The 16,687-nt window shown below is 71.5% G+C and carries 17 protein-coding genes and 1 rRNA gene; 11 read left to right on the top strand and 7 right to left on the bottom strand.

All coding sequences use genetic code 11. The features are described 5' to 3' along the window. Positions 1–85 precede the first annotated feature (85 nt). The 3 genes from malA to DVK05_RS14140 all read left to right on the top strand — a co-directional run bounded on the left by malA (position 86) and on the right by DVK05_RS14140 (position 4,811). Entirely contained in the window at positions 86–2,191 is a 2,106-nt protein-coding gene (malA, locus tag DVK05_RS14150) for an alpha-amylase MalA (RefSeq protein WP_121564348.1), read from the top strand. Positions 2,192–2,288: 97 nt separating this feature from the next. After that, on the top strand, positions 2,289–3,779 hold the full coding sequence (gene malQ / locus DVK05_RS14145; RefSeq protein WP_121564346.1) for a 4-alpha-glucanotransferase: 1,491 nt from the start codon (positions 2,289–2,291) through the stop codon (positions 3,777–3,779). A 3-nt stretch (positions 3,780–3,782) separates the two neighbouring features. Further along, positions 3,783–4,811, top strand: a complete 1,029-nt coding sequence (locus DVK05_RS14140; RefSeq protein ID WP_121564344.1) for a sodium:calcium antiporter — start codon at positions 3,783–3,785, stop codon at positions 4,809–4,811. Positions 4,812–4,859: 48 nt separating this feature from the next. On the opposite strand, the gene DVK05_RS14135 is transcribed toward DVK05_RS14140, so the two are convergent. After that, positions 4,860–5,072 (bottom strand): PLDc N-terminal domain-containing protein, encoded by a 213-nt coding sequence (locus DVK05_RS14135; protein ID WP_053771473.1) that lies wholly within the window; start codon positions 5,070–5,072, stop codon positions 4,860–4,862. A gap of 88 nt (positions 5,073–5,160) precedes the next feature. Here DVK05_RS14135 and DVK05_RS14130 point away from each other — a divergent pair, with 88 nt between their 5' ends. From DVK05_RS14130 to DVK05_RS14105, 6 genes are all read left to right on the top strand, one after another. Continuing rightward, positions 5,161–5,493, top strand: coding sequence for a hypothetical protein (locus DVK05_RS14130; RefSeq protein WP_121564342.1), 333 nt, complete (start codon positions 5,161–5,163; stop codon positions 5,491–5,493). An 87-nt stretch (positions 5,494–5,580) separates the two neighbouring features. Further along, positions 5,581–6,894 carry a Zn-dependent hydrolase gene (locus DVK05_RS14125; protein WP_121564340.1) on the top strand — a complete coding sequence of 438 codons (1,314 nt, stop codon included), beginning with the start codon at positions 5,581–5,583 and terminating at the stop codon, positions 6,892–6,894. A 73-nt stretch (positions 6,895–6,967) separates the two neighbouring features. Continuing rightward, positions 6,968–7,924, top strand: a complete 957-nt coding sequence (locus DVK05_RS14120; protein WP_121564338.1) for a mechanosensitive ion channel family protein — start codon at positions 6,968–6,970, stop codon at positions 7,922–7,924. A gap of 284 nt (positions 7,925–8,208) precedes the next feature. After that, positions 8,209–9,264, top strand: a complete 1,056-nt coding sequence (locus DVK05_RS14115) for a transcription initiation factor IIB family protein (RefSeq protein WP_121564336.1) — start codon at positions 8,209–8,211, stop codon at positions 9,262–9,264. A 99-nt stretch (positions 9,265–9,363) separates the two neighbouring features. Beyond that, a complete protein-coding gene (locus DVK05_RS14110; RefSeq protein WP_096392845.1) occupies positions 9,364–9,543 on the top strand; it encodes a hypothetical protein in 180 nt (59 codons plus the stop codon). A 237-nt stretch (positions 9,544–9,780) separates the two neighbouring features. Continuing rightward, entirely contained in the window at positions 9,781–10,014 is a 234-nt protein-coding gene (locus tag DVK05_RS14105) for a UPF0058 family protein (protein ID WP_004598519.1), read from the top strand. A 118-nt stretch (positions 10,015–10,132) separates the two neighbouring features. On the opposite strand, the gene DVK05_RS14100 is transcribed toward DVK05_RS14105, so the two are convergent. Both DVK05_RS14100 and DVK05_RS14095 read right to left on the bottom strand, forming a co-directional pair. Then, positions 10,133–10,573: a DUF555 domain-containing protein gene (locus DVK05_RS14100; RefSeq protein ID WP_121564334.1), complete on the bottom strand. Its 441-nt coding sequence runs from the start codon at positions 10,571–10,573 to the stop codon at positions 10,133–10,135. 141 nt (positions 10,574–10,714) lie between these two features. Further along, entirely contained in the window at positions 10,715–11,641 is a 927-nt protein-coding gene (locus tag DVK05_RS14095) for a DNA-3-methyladenine glycosylase (protein ID WP_121564332.1), read from the bottom strand. Between the two features lie 93 nt (positions 11,642–11,734). Between DVK05_RS14095 and DVK05_RS14090 the strand changes: the two genes are divergently transcribed. After that, on the top strand, positions 11,735–12,235 hold the full coding sequence (locus DVK05_RS14090) for an SRPBCC family protein (protein ID WP_121564330.1): 501 nt from the start codon (positions 11,735–11,737) through the stop codon (positions 12,233–12,235). Between the two features lie 33 nt (positions 12,236–12,268). Here the strand turns inward: DVK05_RS14090 and DVK05_RS14085 are convergent, their stop codons facing one another. Continuing rightward, the gene (locus DVK05_RS14085; protein ID WP_121564328.1) at positions 12,269–13,843 is read right to left on the bottom strand and encodes a HAMP domain-containing sensor histidine kinase; all 1,575 of its coding nucleotides are present in this window, start codon (positions 13,841–13,843) and stop codon (positions 12,269–12,271) included. Positions 13,844–13,903: 60 nt separating this feature from the next. Continuing rightward, on the bottom strand, positions 13,904–14,791 hold the full coding sequence (locus DVK05_RS14080; protein ID WP_121564327.1) for a DMT family transporter: 888 nt from the start codon (positions 14,789–14,791) through the stop codon (positions 13,904–13,906). Positions 14,792–14,926: 135 nt separating this feature from the next. Here DVK05_RS14080 and DVK05_RS14075 point away from each other — a divergent pair, with 135 nt between their 5' ends. After that, positions 14,927–15,229 carry a hypothetical protein gene (locus DVK05_RS14075; protein WP_121564325.1) on the top strand — a complete coding sequence of 101 codons (303 nt, stop codon included), beginning with the start codon at positions 14,927–14,929 and terminating at the stop codon, positions 15,227–15,229. 24 nt (positions 15,230–15,253) lie between these two features. On the opposite strand, the gene DVK05_RS14070 is transcribed toward DVK05_RS14075, so the two are convergent. Beyond that, the gene (locus DVK05_RS14070) at positions 15,254–16,087 is read right to left on the bottom strand and encodes a hypothetical protein (protein WP_233559426.1); all 834 of its coding nucleotides are present in this window, start codon (positions 16,085–16,087) and stop codon (positions 15,254–15,256) included. A gap of 268 nt (positions 16,088–16,355) precedes the next feature. Next, positions 16,356–16,477 (bottom strand): 5S ribosomal RNA (gene rrf / locus DVK05_RS14065). Between the last annotated feature and the right edge of the window lie 210 nt (positions 16,478–16,687).

Here is a 16,687-nt window from a genome sequence, read left to right as displayed (position 1 = left end):
CGGGTAACCGCGCGGCCAGCGGCACCGCGGCGCAGTCACCGTCACAAGAGCAACACCGAAGGCCCCGGGCGTCGATGGCCGTCACATGCACCACCCCGGACCCCCGCGCTTCCTCGCGACCGGCGAGCGGACGGAGCTTGCGCCGAGAGATCCGAACCCGGACGGCGCGTACGCGTGGCGCGTCGCCGACGCGCCGCCCGACAGCGAGGCGACCGTCGGCGACGGCCCCGTGACCGGGTTCACGCCCGACGTGCCGGGACGCTACCTGCTCGGCCTCGACGCCCCGGACGGCGACCACCTCCTCACCGTCCGCGCGTTCCCGGCGAGCTACGAGGGCGTCGACGTCGCGGGCGGGAGCGGGACCGCGATCCGCGACCGGGACGCGGACGACGCGCCGCGCGATTACGCCGCGCAGGAGCAATACGAGGGAGTCGACCGGCCGCGCGTGCGGGTCGACGCGAGCGTCGCGTTCGACGGGGACCCGGGCGAGGAGGGCGAACACGCCGGGGAGGCGGTGTTCACCGCGGTCCCCTCGCCGAACCCGGAGTCCTCGCTCGACGCCGACGACCTGACCGTGACGTTCGTCGTCGACGACCGCGACGTGGCCGACGCCGTCGCGGCGGGCCGCACGAACCCGCGGGACGCGCTCCGCGCGAGCGACGACGGTCGCGAGCTCCGCGTGCCGCTCGACGCGGTGCCGGACCGGCTCCGGGTACACGCCGTCGCGGTCGCGCGGGACCCGGGCGAGGACCCGCGCGTGAGCGTCGCCGACGCGGCGGCCGTCGAGCGCGCCGCGGGCGACCGGGCCGCGGCCGACGAGGCCGGGGGCGGCGAGCCCGTGCGGGTCCCGGACGCGCCCGACTTCGAGACGGTGCGGCTCAACGACCCGCCCGAGTGGACCCGCGAGGCCTCGGTCTACGAGGTGTTCGTCCGCACCTTCGCGGACGCCGACGAGGGCGAGGCGTTCGACGCCATCGCCGAGCGGATCCCGCGGATCGCCGACCTCGGCGTCGACACGCTGTGGCTCACCCCGGTCCTCGGCCACGACGGGAAGCCGCACGGTTACAACATCGTCGACTTCTTCGACACCGCCGAGGACCTCGGCGAGCGCGAGGACTTCGAGGCGCTCGTCGAGACCGCCCACGACCACGGGATGCGCGTGCTGTTCGACTTCGTCGCCAACCACACCGCGCGCGAGCACGAGTGGTTCCGTGACGCCTACCAGAATCCCGAGTCGCCGTACCGCGACCGCTACGAGTGGCAGGAGTCGGGCGAGCCGGGCACCTACTTCGACTGGGAGCTGATCGCGAACCTCAACCACGCGAACCTCGACGTGCGGCGGTTCCTGCTCGACGTGGTCGACGAGTGGGCGCCGCTCGTCGACGGGTTCCGCTGCGACATGGCGTGGGCGGTCCCCGACTCCTTCTGGCGGGAGCTCCGCGACCGCGTGAAGGACGTCGACCGGGAGTTCCTCCTGATGGACGAGACGATCCCGTACATCCCCGGCTTCCACGAGGGGATGTTCGACGTCCACTTCGACGCGACGCTGTACTTCCAGCTCCGGCAGATCGGACGGGGGGCGGCGCCCGCGGAGTCCGTCCTCGACGCGGTCGGCCAGCGCGCCGAGATCGGGTTCCCGGACCACGCCGAGTTCCTCCAGTACATCGAGAACCACGACGAGACGCGCTACCGCGTCGAGTGCGGCGACGCGGCCGCGGCCGCCGCGGGCGCGGCGATCATGACGCTGCCGGGCGTCCCGATGGTGTACGCCGGCCAGGAGATCGGGCAGCGCGGGCGCCGCGACGCGATCGCGTGGGACCACGCGCGCGAGGAGGTCCGCGAGCGCTACGAGCGCCTGCTCGCGGTCCGCCGGGACCACCCCGCGCTCGGGCCGGCCGGCGACCTCGCGCGCGTCGACTACCACTTCGCGAGCGGCGACCTCTCGGAGAAGCCGGTCGTCGCCAGCGGCGACGCCCACCCGGACGACGTGGTCGCGTTCCGGCGCCGCGACGGCGACGACGACCTCGTCGTCGTCCTCAACTTCGCGCCGGTCGACGCGAGCGTCGCGGTCGACCTCGACCACGGGGAGCGCGACCTCGTCACCGGCGAGGACTGCCTCGTCGAGGACGGCGAGGGCACGGAGCGGATCCGCGTCGACGAGGTGGCGGTGGTGCCGGTCGTCGGGGAGTGAGCGAACGCCCCGCCGCCGGTTCCGCCCCCGGCAGTCGCACCCGGGGGCGACCCGGCCGGACGCAACGCTTGAGTCGGTGGGGATCGCAGGGGGCCGTATGCGATTCGACCGCTCCGACGCCGTCTTCTGTCACGTCACCTCGCTGCCGGGGGCGTACGGGATCGGCGACCTCGGCGAGGGCGCGCGCGACTTCCTCTCGTTCCTCGGCGACGCCGGCGTCGACCACTGGCAGATATGTCCGTTCGGGCCGACGCTCTCCGTGGCCGGGGAGTCGCCGTACCAGTCGCCGTCGGCGTTCGCCGGCAACCCGCTGTTCGTCGACCCCGACGGGCTCGTCGCGGACGGGTGGCTCGACGAGGGCGACCTGACGCCGGTCCCCGACTTCCCGACCGACCGCGTCGACTACGACGCGGTCCGCGAGTACAAGCTCCCGCTGTTGCGGACCGCCTTCGACCGGTTCGAGGAGCGGGCGACGGAGGCGGACCGCGCGGCGCTCGACGAGTTCCGCGAGCGCGAGCCGTGGCTCGCCGACTACGCGCTGTTCCGCGCGCTCTCCGACGCGCGCCCGGAGGACGTCTGGACCGACTGGCCCGCGCCGCTGCGGACGCGCGATCCCGAGGCGCTGGCCGAGGCGCGCGACGAGCACGCCCGCGAGATCCGGTTCCGCGAGTTCGTCCAGTGGACGTTCGACCGCCAGTGGCGCGACCTGCGGGCGGTCGCGGCCGAGGAGGGGGTGTCGATCGTCGGCGACGTGCCCATCTACGTCGCGCTCGACTCCGCCGACGTGTGGGCGAGCCCGGAGGCGTTCCGGCTCGACGAGGGGAACCGCCCGACCGCGGTCGCGGGCGTCCCGCCGAACGCGGGCGACGACGGGCAGCGGTGGGGGAACCCGCTGTACGACTGGGAGCACCTCGCCGAGTCGGGGTACGACTGGTGGCTCGACCGGTTCCGCCGGCTGTTCGAGTTGGCGGACGTGGCGCGGCTCGACCACTTCCTCGGGTTCGCGAAGTACTGGGCGATCCCGGCCGACAGCGACGACCCCGCGGACGGCGAGTGGCGCGACGGGCCGGGACGGGACCTGTTCGAGACCGTCGAGCGCGAACTGGGCGAGGCCCCCTTCATCGCGGAGGACCTCGGGTTCGAGGAGCCGGCAATGGAGGAGCTGATGGCGGAGTTCGGCTTCCCGGGGATGCGCGTCCCGCAGTACGCCGACTGGTGCGCGGAGGGTAACCAGTACCAGCCGATGCACTACGGTGAGGGCGTCGTGGGCTACACCTCGACGCACGACACGAACACATGGGTCGGCTACTTCGAGGACCTCCCGTCCGAGCAGCGCGACTGCTTCCGGTACAACGTCGGGTCAGACCCCGAGGAGCCGCCCGAGTGGGCGATCATCGACGCGGTGTGGGGGTCGGACGCGATCCTCGCGGTGACGACGCTCCAGGACCTGCTCGGGCTCGGCAGCGACGCGCGGTTCAACGAGCCCGGCACGCTGGCCGGCAACTGGGAGTGGCGCGTCACCCGCGACGCGCTCGACGACGAGATAGCGGACCGGCTCTGGGAGCTGGGCGGGCGACACGTTCGGTAGCCCGTGACGGGGATCCTCCCCGACGCGCCGGTCGTCCACGTCCTCGTGATCGCCGCGGCGACCGGACTGATCTGGGTCGGGAGCGGCTGGCTTGAGGAGGCCGCCGAGACCCTCGCGGGCTACTACGGGCTGCCGGCCGTCGTCCAGGGGTCCGTCGTGGTCGCGGTCGGGTCGAGCTTCCCGGAGCTCGTGAGCGTGCTCGTCACCGCCCTCACCGGCGTCTTCGACATGGGTGTCGGGGCGCTCGTCGGGTCGGCCATCTTCAACGTCCTCGTGATCCCCGCGGTCGCCGGCCTCGGCGCCGAGGAGGACTTGGAGGCCAACCGGGCGATCGTGTACAAGGAGGCGCAGTTCTACATGCTCGCGGTCTCGGCGCTGGTCGTGACGTTCGCGCTCGCGGTCATCTACTTCCCGGTGTCGACGGAGCCGATCGTCGGGGAGCTGCCGCGCTCGCTCGCGGTCATCCCGCTCGGCCTGTACGGGCTCTACCTGTTCATCCAGTACCAGGACGTCGACGACGCGGCGGAGGAGCGCGTGCGCGAGGGGGTCGACCTCCGACGAGAGTGGGTGAAGCTGGCGGCCGGCCTCGGGCTCATCGTCGTCACGGTCGAGCGGCTCGTCGCGTCGGTCGAGTCGCTCGGCGCCGCCTTCGGCGTCCCGGAGTTCCTCGCCGGCGTCACGGTCGTCGCGGCGGCGACGAGCCTGCCGGACGCGCTGGTGAGCGTCCGGACGGCGCGCGACGACCGCGGCGCGACGAGCCTCGGCAACGTCCTCGGCTCGAACACCTTCGACCTGCTCGTCGCGATCCCGCTCGGCGTGCTGATCGTCGGCGCGGTCGAGGTGAACTTCTCGACGGCGGTGCCGATGTTCGGGGTCCTGACGGCCGCGACCGTCCTGCTGTTCGTGACGCTTCGGACGGAGCTCGCGCTCGGCGAGCGCGAGTCGTACGCGCTGCTCGCGGCCTACGCGCTGTTCGTCGCGTGGGTCGTCGCCGAGACGGTCGGAGCGACGAGCGTGCTGAAGGGCGTGTGAGGTCCGGCGCGGGCGGTCACGCGACGACCGTCGCCGGACGGCGATTCCTCAGTAGGAGTTCCGGCCGATGATGAGGTACAGCAGGAGGCCGAGGATCGGCGCGAAGAACACCACGAGCGCCCAGAGCACGGGCGGGTGATCGCTTCGCGACTGCGCGTCCGAGTACGTCCACACGATCATCGCCAGGTGGACGACGAGGAACACGAGGCTGATCAGCAGGGCGATCCCGGCGGCCGCACCCTGGAGGAGCAACGGGGACATGCCGCCCGAAACCAGAACGGCCCCCGACAAGTGCTTTCGGATCCGCGCCCGGCGAAACCGCTTTTCGCGTCGAGTGCGAACCGTTCGCATGGTGAACGCGGTGCGCGCGCTCGGCGCCGCGAGCGAGTGCCTCGGCGTCGGCGTCCTGCTCGCGTGGCGGCGAGCGGCCGGCGACGAGGTCCGGGCCGCCCCGTTCGCGGTCGGCTTCGCGGCCGGCTACCTCTACCGGCACACGCGGACGGTCGCCGGCTGTCGGCGACTTCGGGGCGGCCCGGGGCGGACCGCCGGCGTCGCGCTGGCGTGGGCGGCGCTCGGGGTCGCCGTCGCGCGCTCGGTCGACGGCCCGGCGGCGAAGCGCTCGTTCGCCGCCGGCCTCGGAGCGGGATCGGCCAGCTACTGGCTCGCGCGGCGGAACGAGTGACGGCGCGGCGCCGGTGGCGAACGGCGGCGCCGCCGAGCGCCCGGCCGGAGCCCGAACCGTTTTGATCCCGCGGCACCCGGTGCCGGTATGAACCTCCCAGTCGACGCGGACCGGCTCCGCGCGGACATCGAGGCGAACGCGGCGTTCGGCCGGGTCGAGACGGACGACCCTGACGCGCACGCGCGGACGAACCGAACGGGGACCGAGGCCAACCGGGAGGCCCGGGACCGGCTGGTCGCGCGCCTCCGCGACGCCGGCCTCGACGTGACCGTCGACGCCGTCGGAAACGTCCTCGGCACGTGGACCCCCGAGAGCGCCGACCCGGACGCCGCCCCGGTCGTCTCCGGGAGCCACCTCGACAGCGTCCCCGAGGGCGGCATCTTCGACGGGCCGCTCGGGGTGTACGCCGCGCTGGAGGCGGTCCGCGCGATGCGGGACGAGGGCGTCGAACCGGAGCGCCCGGTCGGGGTCGTGAGCTTCACCGAGGAGGAGGGCGGCACCTTCGGCAACGGCCTGTTAGGGTCGACCATCGCGACCGGCGAGCTGGCGCTCGACGAGGCGCTCGCGCTGTCGGACGGCGACGGGGAGACGCTCGGCGAGGCGCTCGACCGGATCGGCTACCGCGGCGGGGACGCGGTCGACGCCGCCACGCCGACCGACGCGGAGGGCGCGCCGACGACGCTAGACCCCGCGTCGTGGGGGGCGTTCTACGAACTCCACGTCGAGCAGGACACGACGCTGGAGGCGGCGGGCGCGGCGGCCGGCGTCGTGACGACGATCACCGGGATCACCCACTGCGAGGCGACGATCGACGGGGAGGCGAACCACGCGGGCGCGACCCCGATGGACGACCGGACGGACGCGCTGGCGGCCGCGAGCGAGTTCGTCCTGGACGTCGAGCGCGCCGCGAACGAGATCGTGGCGTCGTCGTCGCCCTCCGCGGTCGGCACGGTCGGGTCGCTGTCCGTCTCCCCGAACGCGACGAACGTGGTCCCCGGGCGCGTCGAGGCGGGCGTCGACGTGCGCGACGTGGAGGCCGAGTCGATGGAGGCGATCGTCGACGCCGCGCGCGAGTCGCTGGCGCGGTTGGAGCGCGAGCGGGGGGTCGAGACCGCGTTCGAGCGCCCGTTCGACGTGGCGCCGACGCCGATGAGCGACCGCCTCCGCGAGGCCGCCCACGAGGCCGCCGCCGCCGCGGGCCGCGAGGCGATCGACCTCCACTCCGGCGCCGCCCACGACGCGATGCGGGTCGCGCGCGTCACGGACGCGTCGCTGCTGTTCGCCCCGTCCCGGGACGGGATCTCGCACAACCCCCGCGAGTGGACCGACTGGGCCGACTGCGCCGCCGCGACCGAGGTGCTCGCCGGGGCGATGGCGCGCGTCGCCGTCGGCGACCGGTGACGGCCGCGGCCGAGGGAGACGCGCGGGACCGCGGCGGCACAACCGTTTTGCCGGTCGGCCGCGAGCGACGAGCGTGAGACGTCCACTCGGGCTCGCGTCGGTCGCGGTCGGGCTGCTCGCCGGGATCGCCGGGACGGTCGCCGGCACGACCGACGCGCTCGCGACGTGGCCGCCGATCGGGGGGTACCCCGCTCCGGTGGTCGTGAGCCGGGCGCTGCTGGTCGTCGCCGTCGCGGGACCGGCGTACGGGAGCTACCTGCTCGCGGTCCGCGTGCTCACGCGGTCGGCCAGCAAGCGCCGGGCGCACAACGTCCGGAACCTGCTGCGGCTGGCGTTCGGGGTCGTCGGGACGGTTGCGACGCTCGCGGTGGCGACGGAGAACTGGCTCGGCCTCCTGTTCTCGCTCGGGGTCATCGGGTTCGCGATCACCTTCGCGCTCCAGCAGCCGCTCTTATCGCTGATCGCGTGGGTGTACATCGCCGTCAAGCAGCCGTTCGGCGTCGGCGACCGCGTCCGAATCGACGACGCGAAGGGCGACGTAATCGGCGTCGACTTCCTCGTAACGACGCTGTGGGAGATCAACGGGGAACTGGTGACGACGAACCAGCCCTCCGGGCGGGTGGTCACCGTCCCGAACAGCGTGGTCCTCTCGTCGAACGTCGTCAACTTCGGCGGGGGCGGGTCGCCGTACGTCTGGAACGAGGTCTCGGTTCAGGTCGCCTACGAGACGGACCTGGAGTTCGCGCGGTCGGTGATGATCGAGGAGGCGTCCGACCTGGTCGGCGAGGACATGGCGGAAGGCATCGCCGCCTACCGCGAGGCGCTCGCGGAGACGCCCGTCGAGCTGGAGGTCCACGACGGGCCGACGGTCAACGTCCGGCAGGAGGAGTCGTGGGTCGAGCTCCGGGTCCGGTACCTCACCCACCCGCGCCGCGGCCAGCGCGTGAAGAACCGCCTGTACGAGCGGATCCTCGACCGGTTCAACGACAGTCCGGACCGCGTCGCGTTCCCGGTGAGCCGCAATCGATAGGGGGCAGTTGGCCCCCCTTTCGGCTCGGACATATCGGCCACGGCGGTCGGGGAGTGAAGTATAAGTACGATCGCGCGTTTCGAGCGGCGGGTCGGGCGTCGTCGCGATCGGGCCGCCCAGGGCACCGTGACGGCCGTTTTGCCCCCTCCAGAGGCGAATTTTGTCCTTCGCCGGCCGCCGCCAGCAGCGATACGTTTATATTCTCTCGGTACTAACTATACGTTAACAGACTGGCGATTGCGGACCTCGCTGTATTTTCGTCGGGGGATCGTCGGAGCAAGCCCATGACAGAGACATACACCTACAGCGACGGCGGCACGGAACGAGACCGACTCGCGGACCGGGGCGACGCGTCCGCGACCGGCGAGCGCACCCGAACGAGGGACGCGGCGGGAGCGGAGTCGACGAGCGTCGAGGAGCGCACGGAGAGCGAGCGCGAGCGGATCACCACCTGTCCGGAGTGCGACGGCCGGCTCGCCACGGACACGGAACACGGCGAGACGGTCTGCAGCGACTGCGGGCTCGTCGTCGAGGAGGACTCGGTCGACCGCGGCCCGGAGTGGCGCGCGTTCAACTCCGGCGAGCGCGACAGCAAGTCGCGGGTGGGCGCCCCCACGACGAACATGATGCACGACAAGGGGCTCTCGACGAACATCGGCTGGCAGGACAAAGACGCATACGGCAAGTCGCTCACGGGGCGACAGCGGCGCCGGATGCAGCGGCTGCGGACCTGGAACGAGCGCTTCCGCACCCGCGACTCCAAGGAGCGCAACCTCAAGCAGGCGCTCGGCGAGATCGACCGGATGTCCAGCGCGCTGGGCCTCCCGGACACCGTCCGCGAGACCGCCTCGGTCATCTACCGCCGCGCGCTGAGCGAGAACCTCCTTCCGGGTCGTTCGATCGAGGGCGTCGCCACCGCGTCGCTGTACGCCGCCGCCCGGCAGGTGGGGAACCCCCGGAGCCTCGACGAGTTCACCGCGGTCTCCCGAGTCGAGAAGATGGAGCTCACCCGGACGTACCGCTACGTCATCCGCGAGCTCGGACTGCGCGTCCAGCCCGCGGACCCGACGAGCTACGTCCCGCGGTTCGTCTCGCGGCTCGACCTCTCCGAGGAGACCGAGCGGCGCGCGCGCGAACTGCTCGACGACGCCGCGAACGCGGGGATCACCAGCGGCAAGTCCCCCGTCGGGCTCGCCGCGGCCGCCGTCTACGCCGCGGCGCTGCTGTCGAACGAGAAGGTGACCCAGAGCCAGGTGTCCGACGTCGCCGACGTCTCGGAGGTCACCATCCGGAACCGGTACAAGGAGCTGCTCGACGCGAGCGGCGCCGTGAGCGCCTGAGCGGGCGACAACGATCGAACCGACCGCGGGATCGACCCGCCGACAGTCGCGGATCGCCCGCCACACACGTTTTTAACGCGGCCGCCTGTACTGGGTGACATGGTTGACGCGTTCGTCAGACTCGTCTGTCCGGAGTGCGGGAAGGAGTGGCAGGACAACCCCGCCGAGCTTCAGGATCTGCGATCCAACTTCAGCTGTTCGGCGTGTCACGCGACGCGCCGCCTGACGGAGTTCATGCGGACGGAACGCGACCTCGAGGCCGTCAAGCAGTTCCAGTAGCGCACGCCGGTACCCCCGGCCGGCTCGCGACGCCCCGCTCTCCGATCGCCCGGTGACCGACCGCGTAGCGACGCCCGTCGCTCGCGGGCCGGCGACCGCTCCGGACGGTCGCAAACGATCCTGATCGATCTATCGAGAATCCACTTCTCCGCGCCGCTACTCGCGAAATACGCGAACAGTATGGTAACGTGACTCAAGATAATAATATAAACCTCCGGTAGCAAAGGATGGGTACTCATGAAGAAGCAGGAGCTCATCCATCTTCACGGTCTCCTCGCGGAGGTACGAAAACAGTGCGAGTTCTGGGACGACGACGTCGACCTCGAAGCCTACGAGGAACTGGGCGTCAAGCCGACATCGATTCACAAGTCGAAGACCGACCACAAGGCCGCCGTTTTCAAGCTGACCGAAGGAATCACCGAGCCGATGGAGTCGTCCGAGTCGGAGCCGCTGGCCCCGACGGCCGACTGAACCGCTTACTGCGCGCTGCTCCTCGCCGACCGACCGTTCACCGACCAGCGACGCCGCCGTCTCTCGTCCCGCGGCGTTCCCGCCCGCGGACCGGCGGTGCCGGAACCGCTCTCGGGGCTCAGCGACCGTCAGCCGGCCCGTCGCCACCGGGTTCGAGTTCGCCGTCCTCCGACTCCGACGTTCCCTCGGCCGTCGGGGGGTCCTCCGGCCGGTCGCTCTCCTCGGGGTCTATCTCCGTCACTGAGAGCACCTTCAGCGGAATGTTACGGAGCCGCTTGCCGATCTCCTTGCGCGCGACGCGGCTGGCGTGTTCGTCGCGGTCGACGTTGAACACGTCCATCCGGAGTTCGAGGGCGACGAGCGCCTCGTCGGCCGCGACGAACGCCGGGTCGAGCTGCTCGCCGCTGGGCGACGTCCGCGTGCCGGTGTCGATCTCGACGTAGTTGAGGTCCGGGTTGAGCATCTCGCCGGTCTTCGAGATGGCGATCCGGACCGCCTCGTCGGGGGTCTCCACGTCGTACACCGGGACCGCGGCCTCGACGACGACTCGACAGTCCATCACGGCCGAGCGTACCACGCGAACGAGTATCAAACTTCGGCCGGGGCCGCCTCTCGGCGGCCGACGCGGTCGGCGAGCGGGCGTCTCGCGGCCGCTCGCTCCCGCGGAGACGCCGGCCGTCCGCGGACGCGGGCCCGTCGGTCACTCCCCGCCGGCGCGGAGGTAGTAGAACACGTACGTCTGCGCGTAGCCGGCGAACTCGCCGCCGAACCGCTCGCGGATCGCGCGGGAGGTCGCCGCGTAGCTCCCGCGGTCGCAGTCGGGGTAGTACTCCTCGATGGTCGTGCGGATCCAGGTGTCGAGCGGCACCGCTTCGAGGAACCCCAGCGAGAACAACAGCACGCAGTCGGCGACCTTGTCCCCGACGCCGACGAACCGCGTGAGCGACTCGCGGGCCTCCTCGTAGGGGAGGTCGGCCGCCGCCATCGGGTCGGCCTCGCCGCTCGCGACCATCTCCGCGGTGCGCTGGACGTACGGCGCTCGGTACCCCAAGGAGAGGTCGCGGAGCTCCGCTTCGGTGCGCGCGGCCAGCTGGTCCGGCGTCGGGAACGCCCGGTACGTCTCGTCGCCGAGCCCGACCGCGTCGCCGTACGTCTCCCGGAGCCGCCGCTGCATCCCGTGGATCCGCGCGACACGCATCTGCGCCGAGCAGATGAAGGAGATCAGACAGGGGAACACCGGGTCGCGGGTCAGTCGCATCCCCTCGTAGGCGTCGTAAGCCCGTTCCAACAGCGGGAGGTCGGGCGTCGCGTCCAGGATCGCGTCGAGGTCGTCGTCGAGCCGGAGCAGGTGCGTCAACAGCGGCTCGGCGTCCGTCGACGCCTCCCAGCGGAGCGTGCCGTCGTGGACGCCGCCCTCCTGTCTGACCCGGACCGCGACGCGCTCCTCCGTCACGCCGGGAATCGGGTCGACGGCGGTCTCGTACCACGCGTCGCCGCCGTGGGCGTGAAGCTCGTCGTAGGTCTCGCCGTCCGCGCGGTTCCAGAGGTAGCTCTGTCCGCTCTCCAGGGTCGCCTGGAGGTCGAACGGTCCAGCCAGGTCGCCGACGTCGATCGCCCCGCGTTCCATCATCTCGTTTCACGCCGCGCGCAGGCATGCGGGTTTCGGTCCCCGAACCGCCGCCGAGGACGGCTTTTTGTCCGCCCGCACCGTACCGCGAGTATGCCGACGTACAGGCGGACGACTCGGGTGCCGGCCCCGATCGAAGACGTGTGGGATTTTCACTCCACGGTCGACGGACTGCGAGAACTCACCCCGGACTGGATGCGTCTCCGCGTCGACGGCGTCGCGGGGCCGGACGGGTCTCCCGACCCCGAGGTCCTCGTCGCGGGCTCGGAGATCGAGATGTCGGTCCGCCCGTTCGGGGCCGGCCCGCGCCAGCGGTGGACCTCGCGGATCGCCGAGCGCGAGCCCGACGGCACGGCGTCCCCGGAGCGCTCCGCCCGGTTCGTCGACGTGATGGAAGGCGGCCCGTTCCGTCGCTGGGAGCACACCCACGCGTTCTACGCCGACGGCGACGAGACGCTCCTCGTGGACACGGTCGACTACCGGCTGCCGCTCGGGCCGCTCGGCGACGCGGTCGGGCCGATGGCGAAGGTGGGATTCGAGGGGATGTTCCGCGACCGGCACCGCCGAACCGTCGAGCGGTTCGCCGAGAACTGAGCGCGCCGCGCCAACGGGACCGACGCCCGTGCGTCAGGGCGCCGCGACCCGCGTCGCGTCCGCGTCGAAGGTGAGTTCGAAGACCGCGCCGCCGTCGTTCCGGACGTCGATGTCCCACTCGTGCGCCTCAACGATTCGGTCGACGATCGCCAGGCCGATGCCGGAGCTGTCGGCCGAGGAGACGCCCGAGTCGAACACCGTATCGACGAGTTCGACCGGGATGCCCGGCCCGTCGTCGGCGACGTACATCCCGCCGACGTCGCCGCCGTCGGTGATCGGGCCGATCTCTATCGAGACTTCCGGACCGCCGTGGTCGATCGCGTTCCGGAAGAGGTTCTCGAGGGCCTGCCGGAGCCGGCTCGGGTCCGCCTCGACGCGCCCGATCTCGTCGGCGATCGTGAGCGTCGCGTTGGGCGCGCGCACCGAGTCCCAGGCGTCCTCGGCGACGGCCGCGACTGGCACCGGCTCCGTGTCGCCGATCGCCTCGCCGCGGCGCGCGAGCATGAGCAGGTCGTCGATCAGCGTCTCCATGCGGTCGACCGCGCCGCTCATGGCGTCGTACCGCGACGGGGTGAGTTCGTCCTCGGAGAGCGACAGGTAGCCCGAGAGCACGTTCAGCGGGTTCCGGAGGTCGTGCGAGACGACCGCGCTGAACTGTTCGAGCTGTTCCGCCTGTCTGCGGAGCGCCTCCCGGCGGTCGTTGCGCGCGATGGTGTGCGCGATCAGGTCGCCGAGGGTGCGGTACAGGCCCACCTCCTCGTCCGCCCAGACGCGGCAGTCGTCGGACTCGAACGCGACGATGCCGCTGAGCTCCCAGTCGACGACGAGCGGGACGTGGACCGTCGCCGGCGACCCCGCGAGCCCCGCGTCGTCGTCACCCTCGGAGTCGTCGGCGGCCGGGGCGGACCCGCGCGCGACGTTACCGAACGTCGACAGCAGGTCCGGATCCGGGAAGTCGTCGAACGGCCTCGGCGCCGGGTCGAACCCCTCGGGACACCAGTCGTAGGCGGGGACGAACTCGCCGTCCTCCTCGCGGTAACAGACGATCCGGTCGAGTTCGGCGTGTTCGCCGACGTTCTCCATCGTCCACTCGATCTTCGTGCCGACCTCGTCGGTGCGCGTGCTCATGAGCGTCGTCCCGGCGTCGAGCAACACCTCCGAGAGCCGGGCGACGCCGTCGTCCCCGAGCTTGACGCGGTCGGGGGTCATCTGACTCCGGATCCGCTCGGCGAGCGGGTCGACCGCGTCTTCTCCGGCGTGGCGACCGCGGTCGTCGGCCTCGACCACGTCGTCCACGTCGGCCGCCAACAGCGTTCGGATCGTCGCCGTCGACGCGTCCTCGACGAGCGCGATCACCGGCACGTGGGACGGGAGCGCGGCGAGTCCGTCCGCGACGCCGCCGTCCGTCGCGGCCGAGGCGGTGACGACGACTCCGCAGGTGCCTTCTAACGGCTCCTCGCCGTCTCGGTCGTCGCCGAAGTCAGTGGGAGCGAGCGTCCGAAGTGACGGCCCGCCCGCGCCGTTCCACGCGGCCTCGACCGCACGGGCCACGCGTTCGCTGGCGCTCTCGTCGTCGCCAACGAACGCGACGACCGTTCGCCGGTCCATACCCGACCCACCCGTTCCGCGGTCTTGAACGTTTACCCCAAAATATCGGCGCTGAAAACGCTACGACGAGTTCGCCGTCGCGGTGACGTAGATACCCACGAGGACCACGCAGCCGCCGGCGACCGTCGCCGGAGTGGGCGTCTCCGACAGCAGCGCGGCCGCGAGCAGCGTCGCGCCGACCGGCTCGCCGAGCAGCGAGACGGAGACGACGCTCGACTCCAGGTGCGCGAGCGCCCAGTTGAGGACCGTGTGGCCGAGCAGCCCCGGCCCGACCGCGAGCCCGGCGAACAGGAGCCACTCCCGGGCGGGGTACCCCGTCAGCGGGTGGCCGGCGGCGAGCACGAACGCGAGCAGGACCACCACGCAGACGCCGTACACGACGGTGACGTAGGGGACCAACGAGATCCGCTGCCGCAGCGAGCGACCGGCCAAGACGTACCCCGCCGCGGCGACGGCACCGGCCAACGCCAACGCGTTGCCGTACAGCGGGCGCGGCCCGACCGCCACGCCCCCCAGGAAATCGCCGAGCGACATCGACGCCATCCCCGCCACGGCGACGGCGATGCCCGCGGCCATTCGCCGCGTGACGCGCTCGCGCAACAGCAGCCACGCGCCGACCGCGACGAACACCGGCTGCGCCTGGACGAGCGTCACGCTCGCGGCGACGCTCGTCCACCGGAGGCTCTCGAACCAAGCCGCGAAGTGGACCGCGAGCGCGACGCCGGACAGCACCGCGAACGCGAGGTCGCGCGACCGGATCCGGCCGAACTCCCCGCGGTACCGCCACGCCGCCACCGCGGCCAGCGGGAGGGTGGTGAACAGCACTCGGTAGAACGCGGCGACCGAGCTCGGCGCGTCGCTCAGGCGGACGAGGATCGCGCCCGCGCTCACCGCGACGACCGCCGCCGCGAGCCCCGCCTTCGGCGACACGGCTGGCTTCGAACTCATCGAGTTTCCGACTCTTCGAGCGGGGGGCGCTTACCGGTTTCGAGAGCCGAGCGATCGACCCGACGCGGTCGCCGTCTCGGCCCTCGCCGGACCGACGCCGACGGTGATTTCACCCCTCGACGCGAACGGCCGTCCATGTGTGCGGACACGTTCGGCGTCGGCATCCGCGTCGCCGAGACGGAGCTCCGGGTCGTCGTCGGCGTCCCCTCAGACATCGACGCCGGGTGGACCGACCCCGAGGCGTTCCAGTCGCTCGTCGCGGAGGCCGTCTGGGACCGGCTCGACAGGCGCCGGACGCTGGCGGCGGTCGACGCCCGGTACGACACCGGCGAGACCGCCGCCCTCGGGAGCGTGACGCTGGAGCCCGACGGCACCGTCGTGGAGACCGATCTCAGACGCATCGCGGAAAACGACGAGCGGGACGAAACCGACGGCTGACGCACCGAACCGGGAGGCGATGTCTCACTCCTCGACGCCGTCCGCTTCGAGCGCCGCGCCGATGGCCCACGTCCGGTCCGGCCGGTACGCGGTGAGGTCGTACCGGGTCGGTCCCACCGTGTCTCCCCACGTTTCCAGCGCGCCGAGCGTGACCAACCCCGACAGGGTCGCCCCCAGCGTCCGCGGCGTCGTCTCCGGGTCGGTCAGCGCGGCGTGGACCTGCTTCGACTGCGGGTAGTTCCGGTCGCACGCCTCGATACCGCGCCTGGCCTCGGCCCAGTGACGACGGACGTACCCGAAGGTGGTGGGGTCGTCGCGCGAGAGCCGTTCGACCGCCGCCGTCGCGGCCGCGTCGGCGTCGACGAGGGCGTCGAGGCGGGACAGCAGCTCGGCGGAGCACTCGGCGGAACAGCCGAGTAGGACGCGGTTCGCCTCGTCGGCGAAGCGTTCGCGGAGACGATCCGCAAACGCGACCGCGGCGTCGACTCCCTCCCGCGCGGCGAGGGGCGCGAGATCGTCGACCAAGAGATCGACCGTCCCCTCGGGAACGCCGTCGAGGTGATCGGCGACGGCGTCGAGCACGCGCTCGCCATCGGCGTCACGGCCGAGCACCGTGTACGCGAGCCCGTTGTTCGGTACCACCTGCGTCGACGCGGCGGCCCCGCTCCGAGCGATGTCGTTCACGTCCACGGCCGCCTCCCGTACCGGCGGTCCCGCCGTCGTCCGACCCCAGCCCCTTCGCCACGCCTCGACGTCGGTGCCGAACAACACGGAGACGACGCGGTCCGCGGCGACGCCGTCGCGAAGCGAGGGCTCGTCGCCGCAGCACAGTCGAACCGCGTCGTCCGACCCGCCCATGATACGTTGACTTCAGCGACAGAACTGATAAACTTACGGACGAAAGTATTAGTACTGATACGGTTCCGTCGAGACAATCTTCGATTCAGCTCTCGGACGGCGCAGTCGCCGACCGACGGTACCCTGACCCGACCGCCTCGATGGACGCGGGCTACACTGGCGAGTCAACAGTTGCCGAATCGGACGCACCGCTATCGGTCGTTAGATATGAAGAAAGCCCACGGACAACGCGTCCGTGGGCTGTCGTGGGAGTATTCCCGTATGAGTGGGTAGGCGGCGACTCGCGGTTCCCAGAGGATCGCTCACTCCAGTACTTCACGATACGCTGGTGGGCTTAACTTCCGTGTTCGGAATGGGTACGGGTGTTTCCCCACCGCTCTGGCCGCCTTCATGCCGACTCTCGGAGTCGAACCGAGACGCTCTCATTATAGAGAGCGACTCCTGTGTCGGTCGTGGTTCGAAATAACCGTGTGTACGTGCGATCCAGATACCGCCTGAACTCATGCGAGTTCGTGGCGCGTCAGCGCCAATGAATGTGGCTCGGTCTGTTAGTTCTCGTGGGCTTAACACCTCGTTGCCTCGGTGCGTACACCCCGAGTC

The sequence above is a fragment of the Halorubrum sp. Atlit-8R genome, assembly GCF_003666025.1.
GTDB lineage: Archaea > Halobacteriota > Halobacteria > Halobacteriales > Haloferacaceae > Halorubrum > Halorubrum salinarum.
This window is presented reverse-complemented; position numbering and strand designations above follow the sequence as displayed.

Excerpts from the sequence above, each read along its gene's own strand:
- DVK05_RS14115 (WP_121564336.1), top strand. The coding sequence starts at position 8,209 with ATGACAGAGACATACACCTACAGCGACGGCGGCACGGAACGAGACCGA.
- DVK05_RS14075 (WP_121564325.1), top strand. The coding sequence starts at position 14,927 with ATGTGTGCGGACACGTTCGGCGTCGGCATCCGCGTCGCCGAGACGGAG.
- DVK05_RS14135 (WP_053771473.1), bottom strand. The coding sequence starts at position 5,072 with ATGTCCCCGTTGCTCCTCCAGGGTGCGGCCGCCGGGATCGCCCTGCTG.
- DVK05_RS14125 (WP_121564340.1), top strand. The coding sequence starts at position 5,581 with ATGAACCTCCCAGTCGACGCGGACCGGCTCCGCGCGGACATCGAGGCG.
- DVK05_RS14070 (WP_233559426.1), bottom strand. The coding sequence starts at position 16,087 with ATGGGCGGGTCGGACGACGCGGTTCGACTGTGCTGCGGCGACGAGCCC.
- DVK05_RS14085 (WP_121564328.1), bottom strand. The coding sequence starts at position 13,843 with ATGGACCGGCGAACGGTCGTCGCGTTCGTTGGCGACGACGAGAGCGCC.
- DVK05_RS14105 (WP_004598519.1), top strand. The coding sequence starts at position 9,781 with ATGAAGAAGCAGGAGCTCATCCATCTTCACGGTCTCCTCGCGGAGGTA.
- DVK05_RS14130 (WP_121564342.1), top strand. The coding sequence starts at position 5,161 with ATGGTGAACGCGGTGCGCGCGCTCGGCGCCGCGAGCGAGTGCCTCGGC.
- malQ (WP_121564346.1), top strand. The coding sequence starts at position 2,289 with ATGCGATTCGACCGCTCCGACGCCGTCTTCTGTCACGTCACCTCGCTG.
- DVK05_RS14095 (WP_121564332.1), bottom strand. The coding sequence starts at position 11,641 with ATGGAACGCGGGGCGATCGACGTCGGCGACCTGGCTGGACCGTTCGAC.
- DVK05_RS14110 (WP_096392845.1), top strand. The coding sequence starts at position 9,364 with ATGGTTGACGCGTTCGTCAGACTCGTCTGTCCGGAGTGCGGGAAGGAG.
- DVK05_RS14100 (WP_121564334.1), bottom strand. The coding sequence starts at position 10,573 with ATGGACTGTCGAGTCGTCGTCGAGGCCGCGGTCCCGGTGTACGACGTG.
- DVK05_RS14090 (WP_121564330.1), top strand. The coding sequence starts at position 11,735 with ATGCCGACGTACAGGCGGACGACTCGGGTGCCGGCCCCGATCGAAGAC.
- malA (WP_121564348.1), top strand. The coding sequence starts at position 86 with ATGCACCACCCCGGACCCCCGCGCTTCCTCGCGACCGGCGAGCGGACG.
- DVK05_RS14080 (WP_121564327.1), bottom strand. The coding sequence starts at position 14,791 with ATGAGTTCGAAGCCAGCCGTGTCGCCGAAGGCGGGGCTCGCGGCGGCG.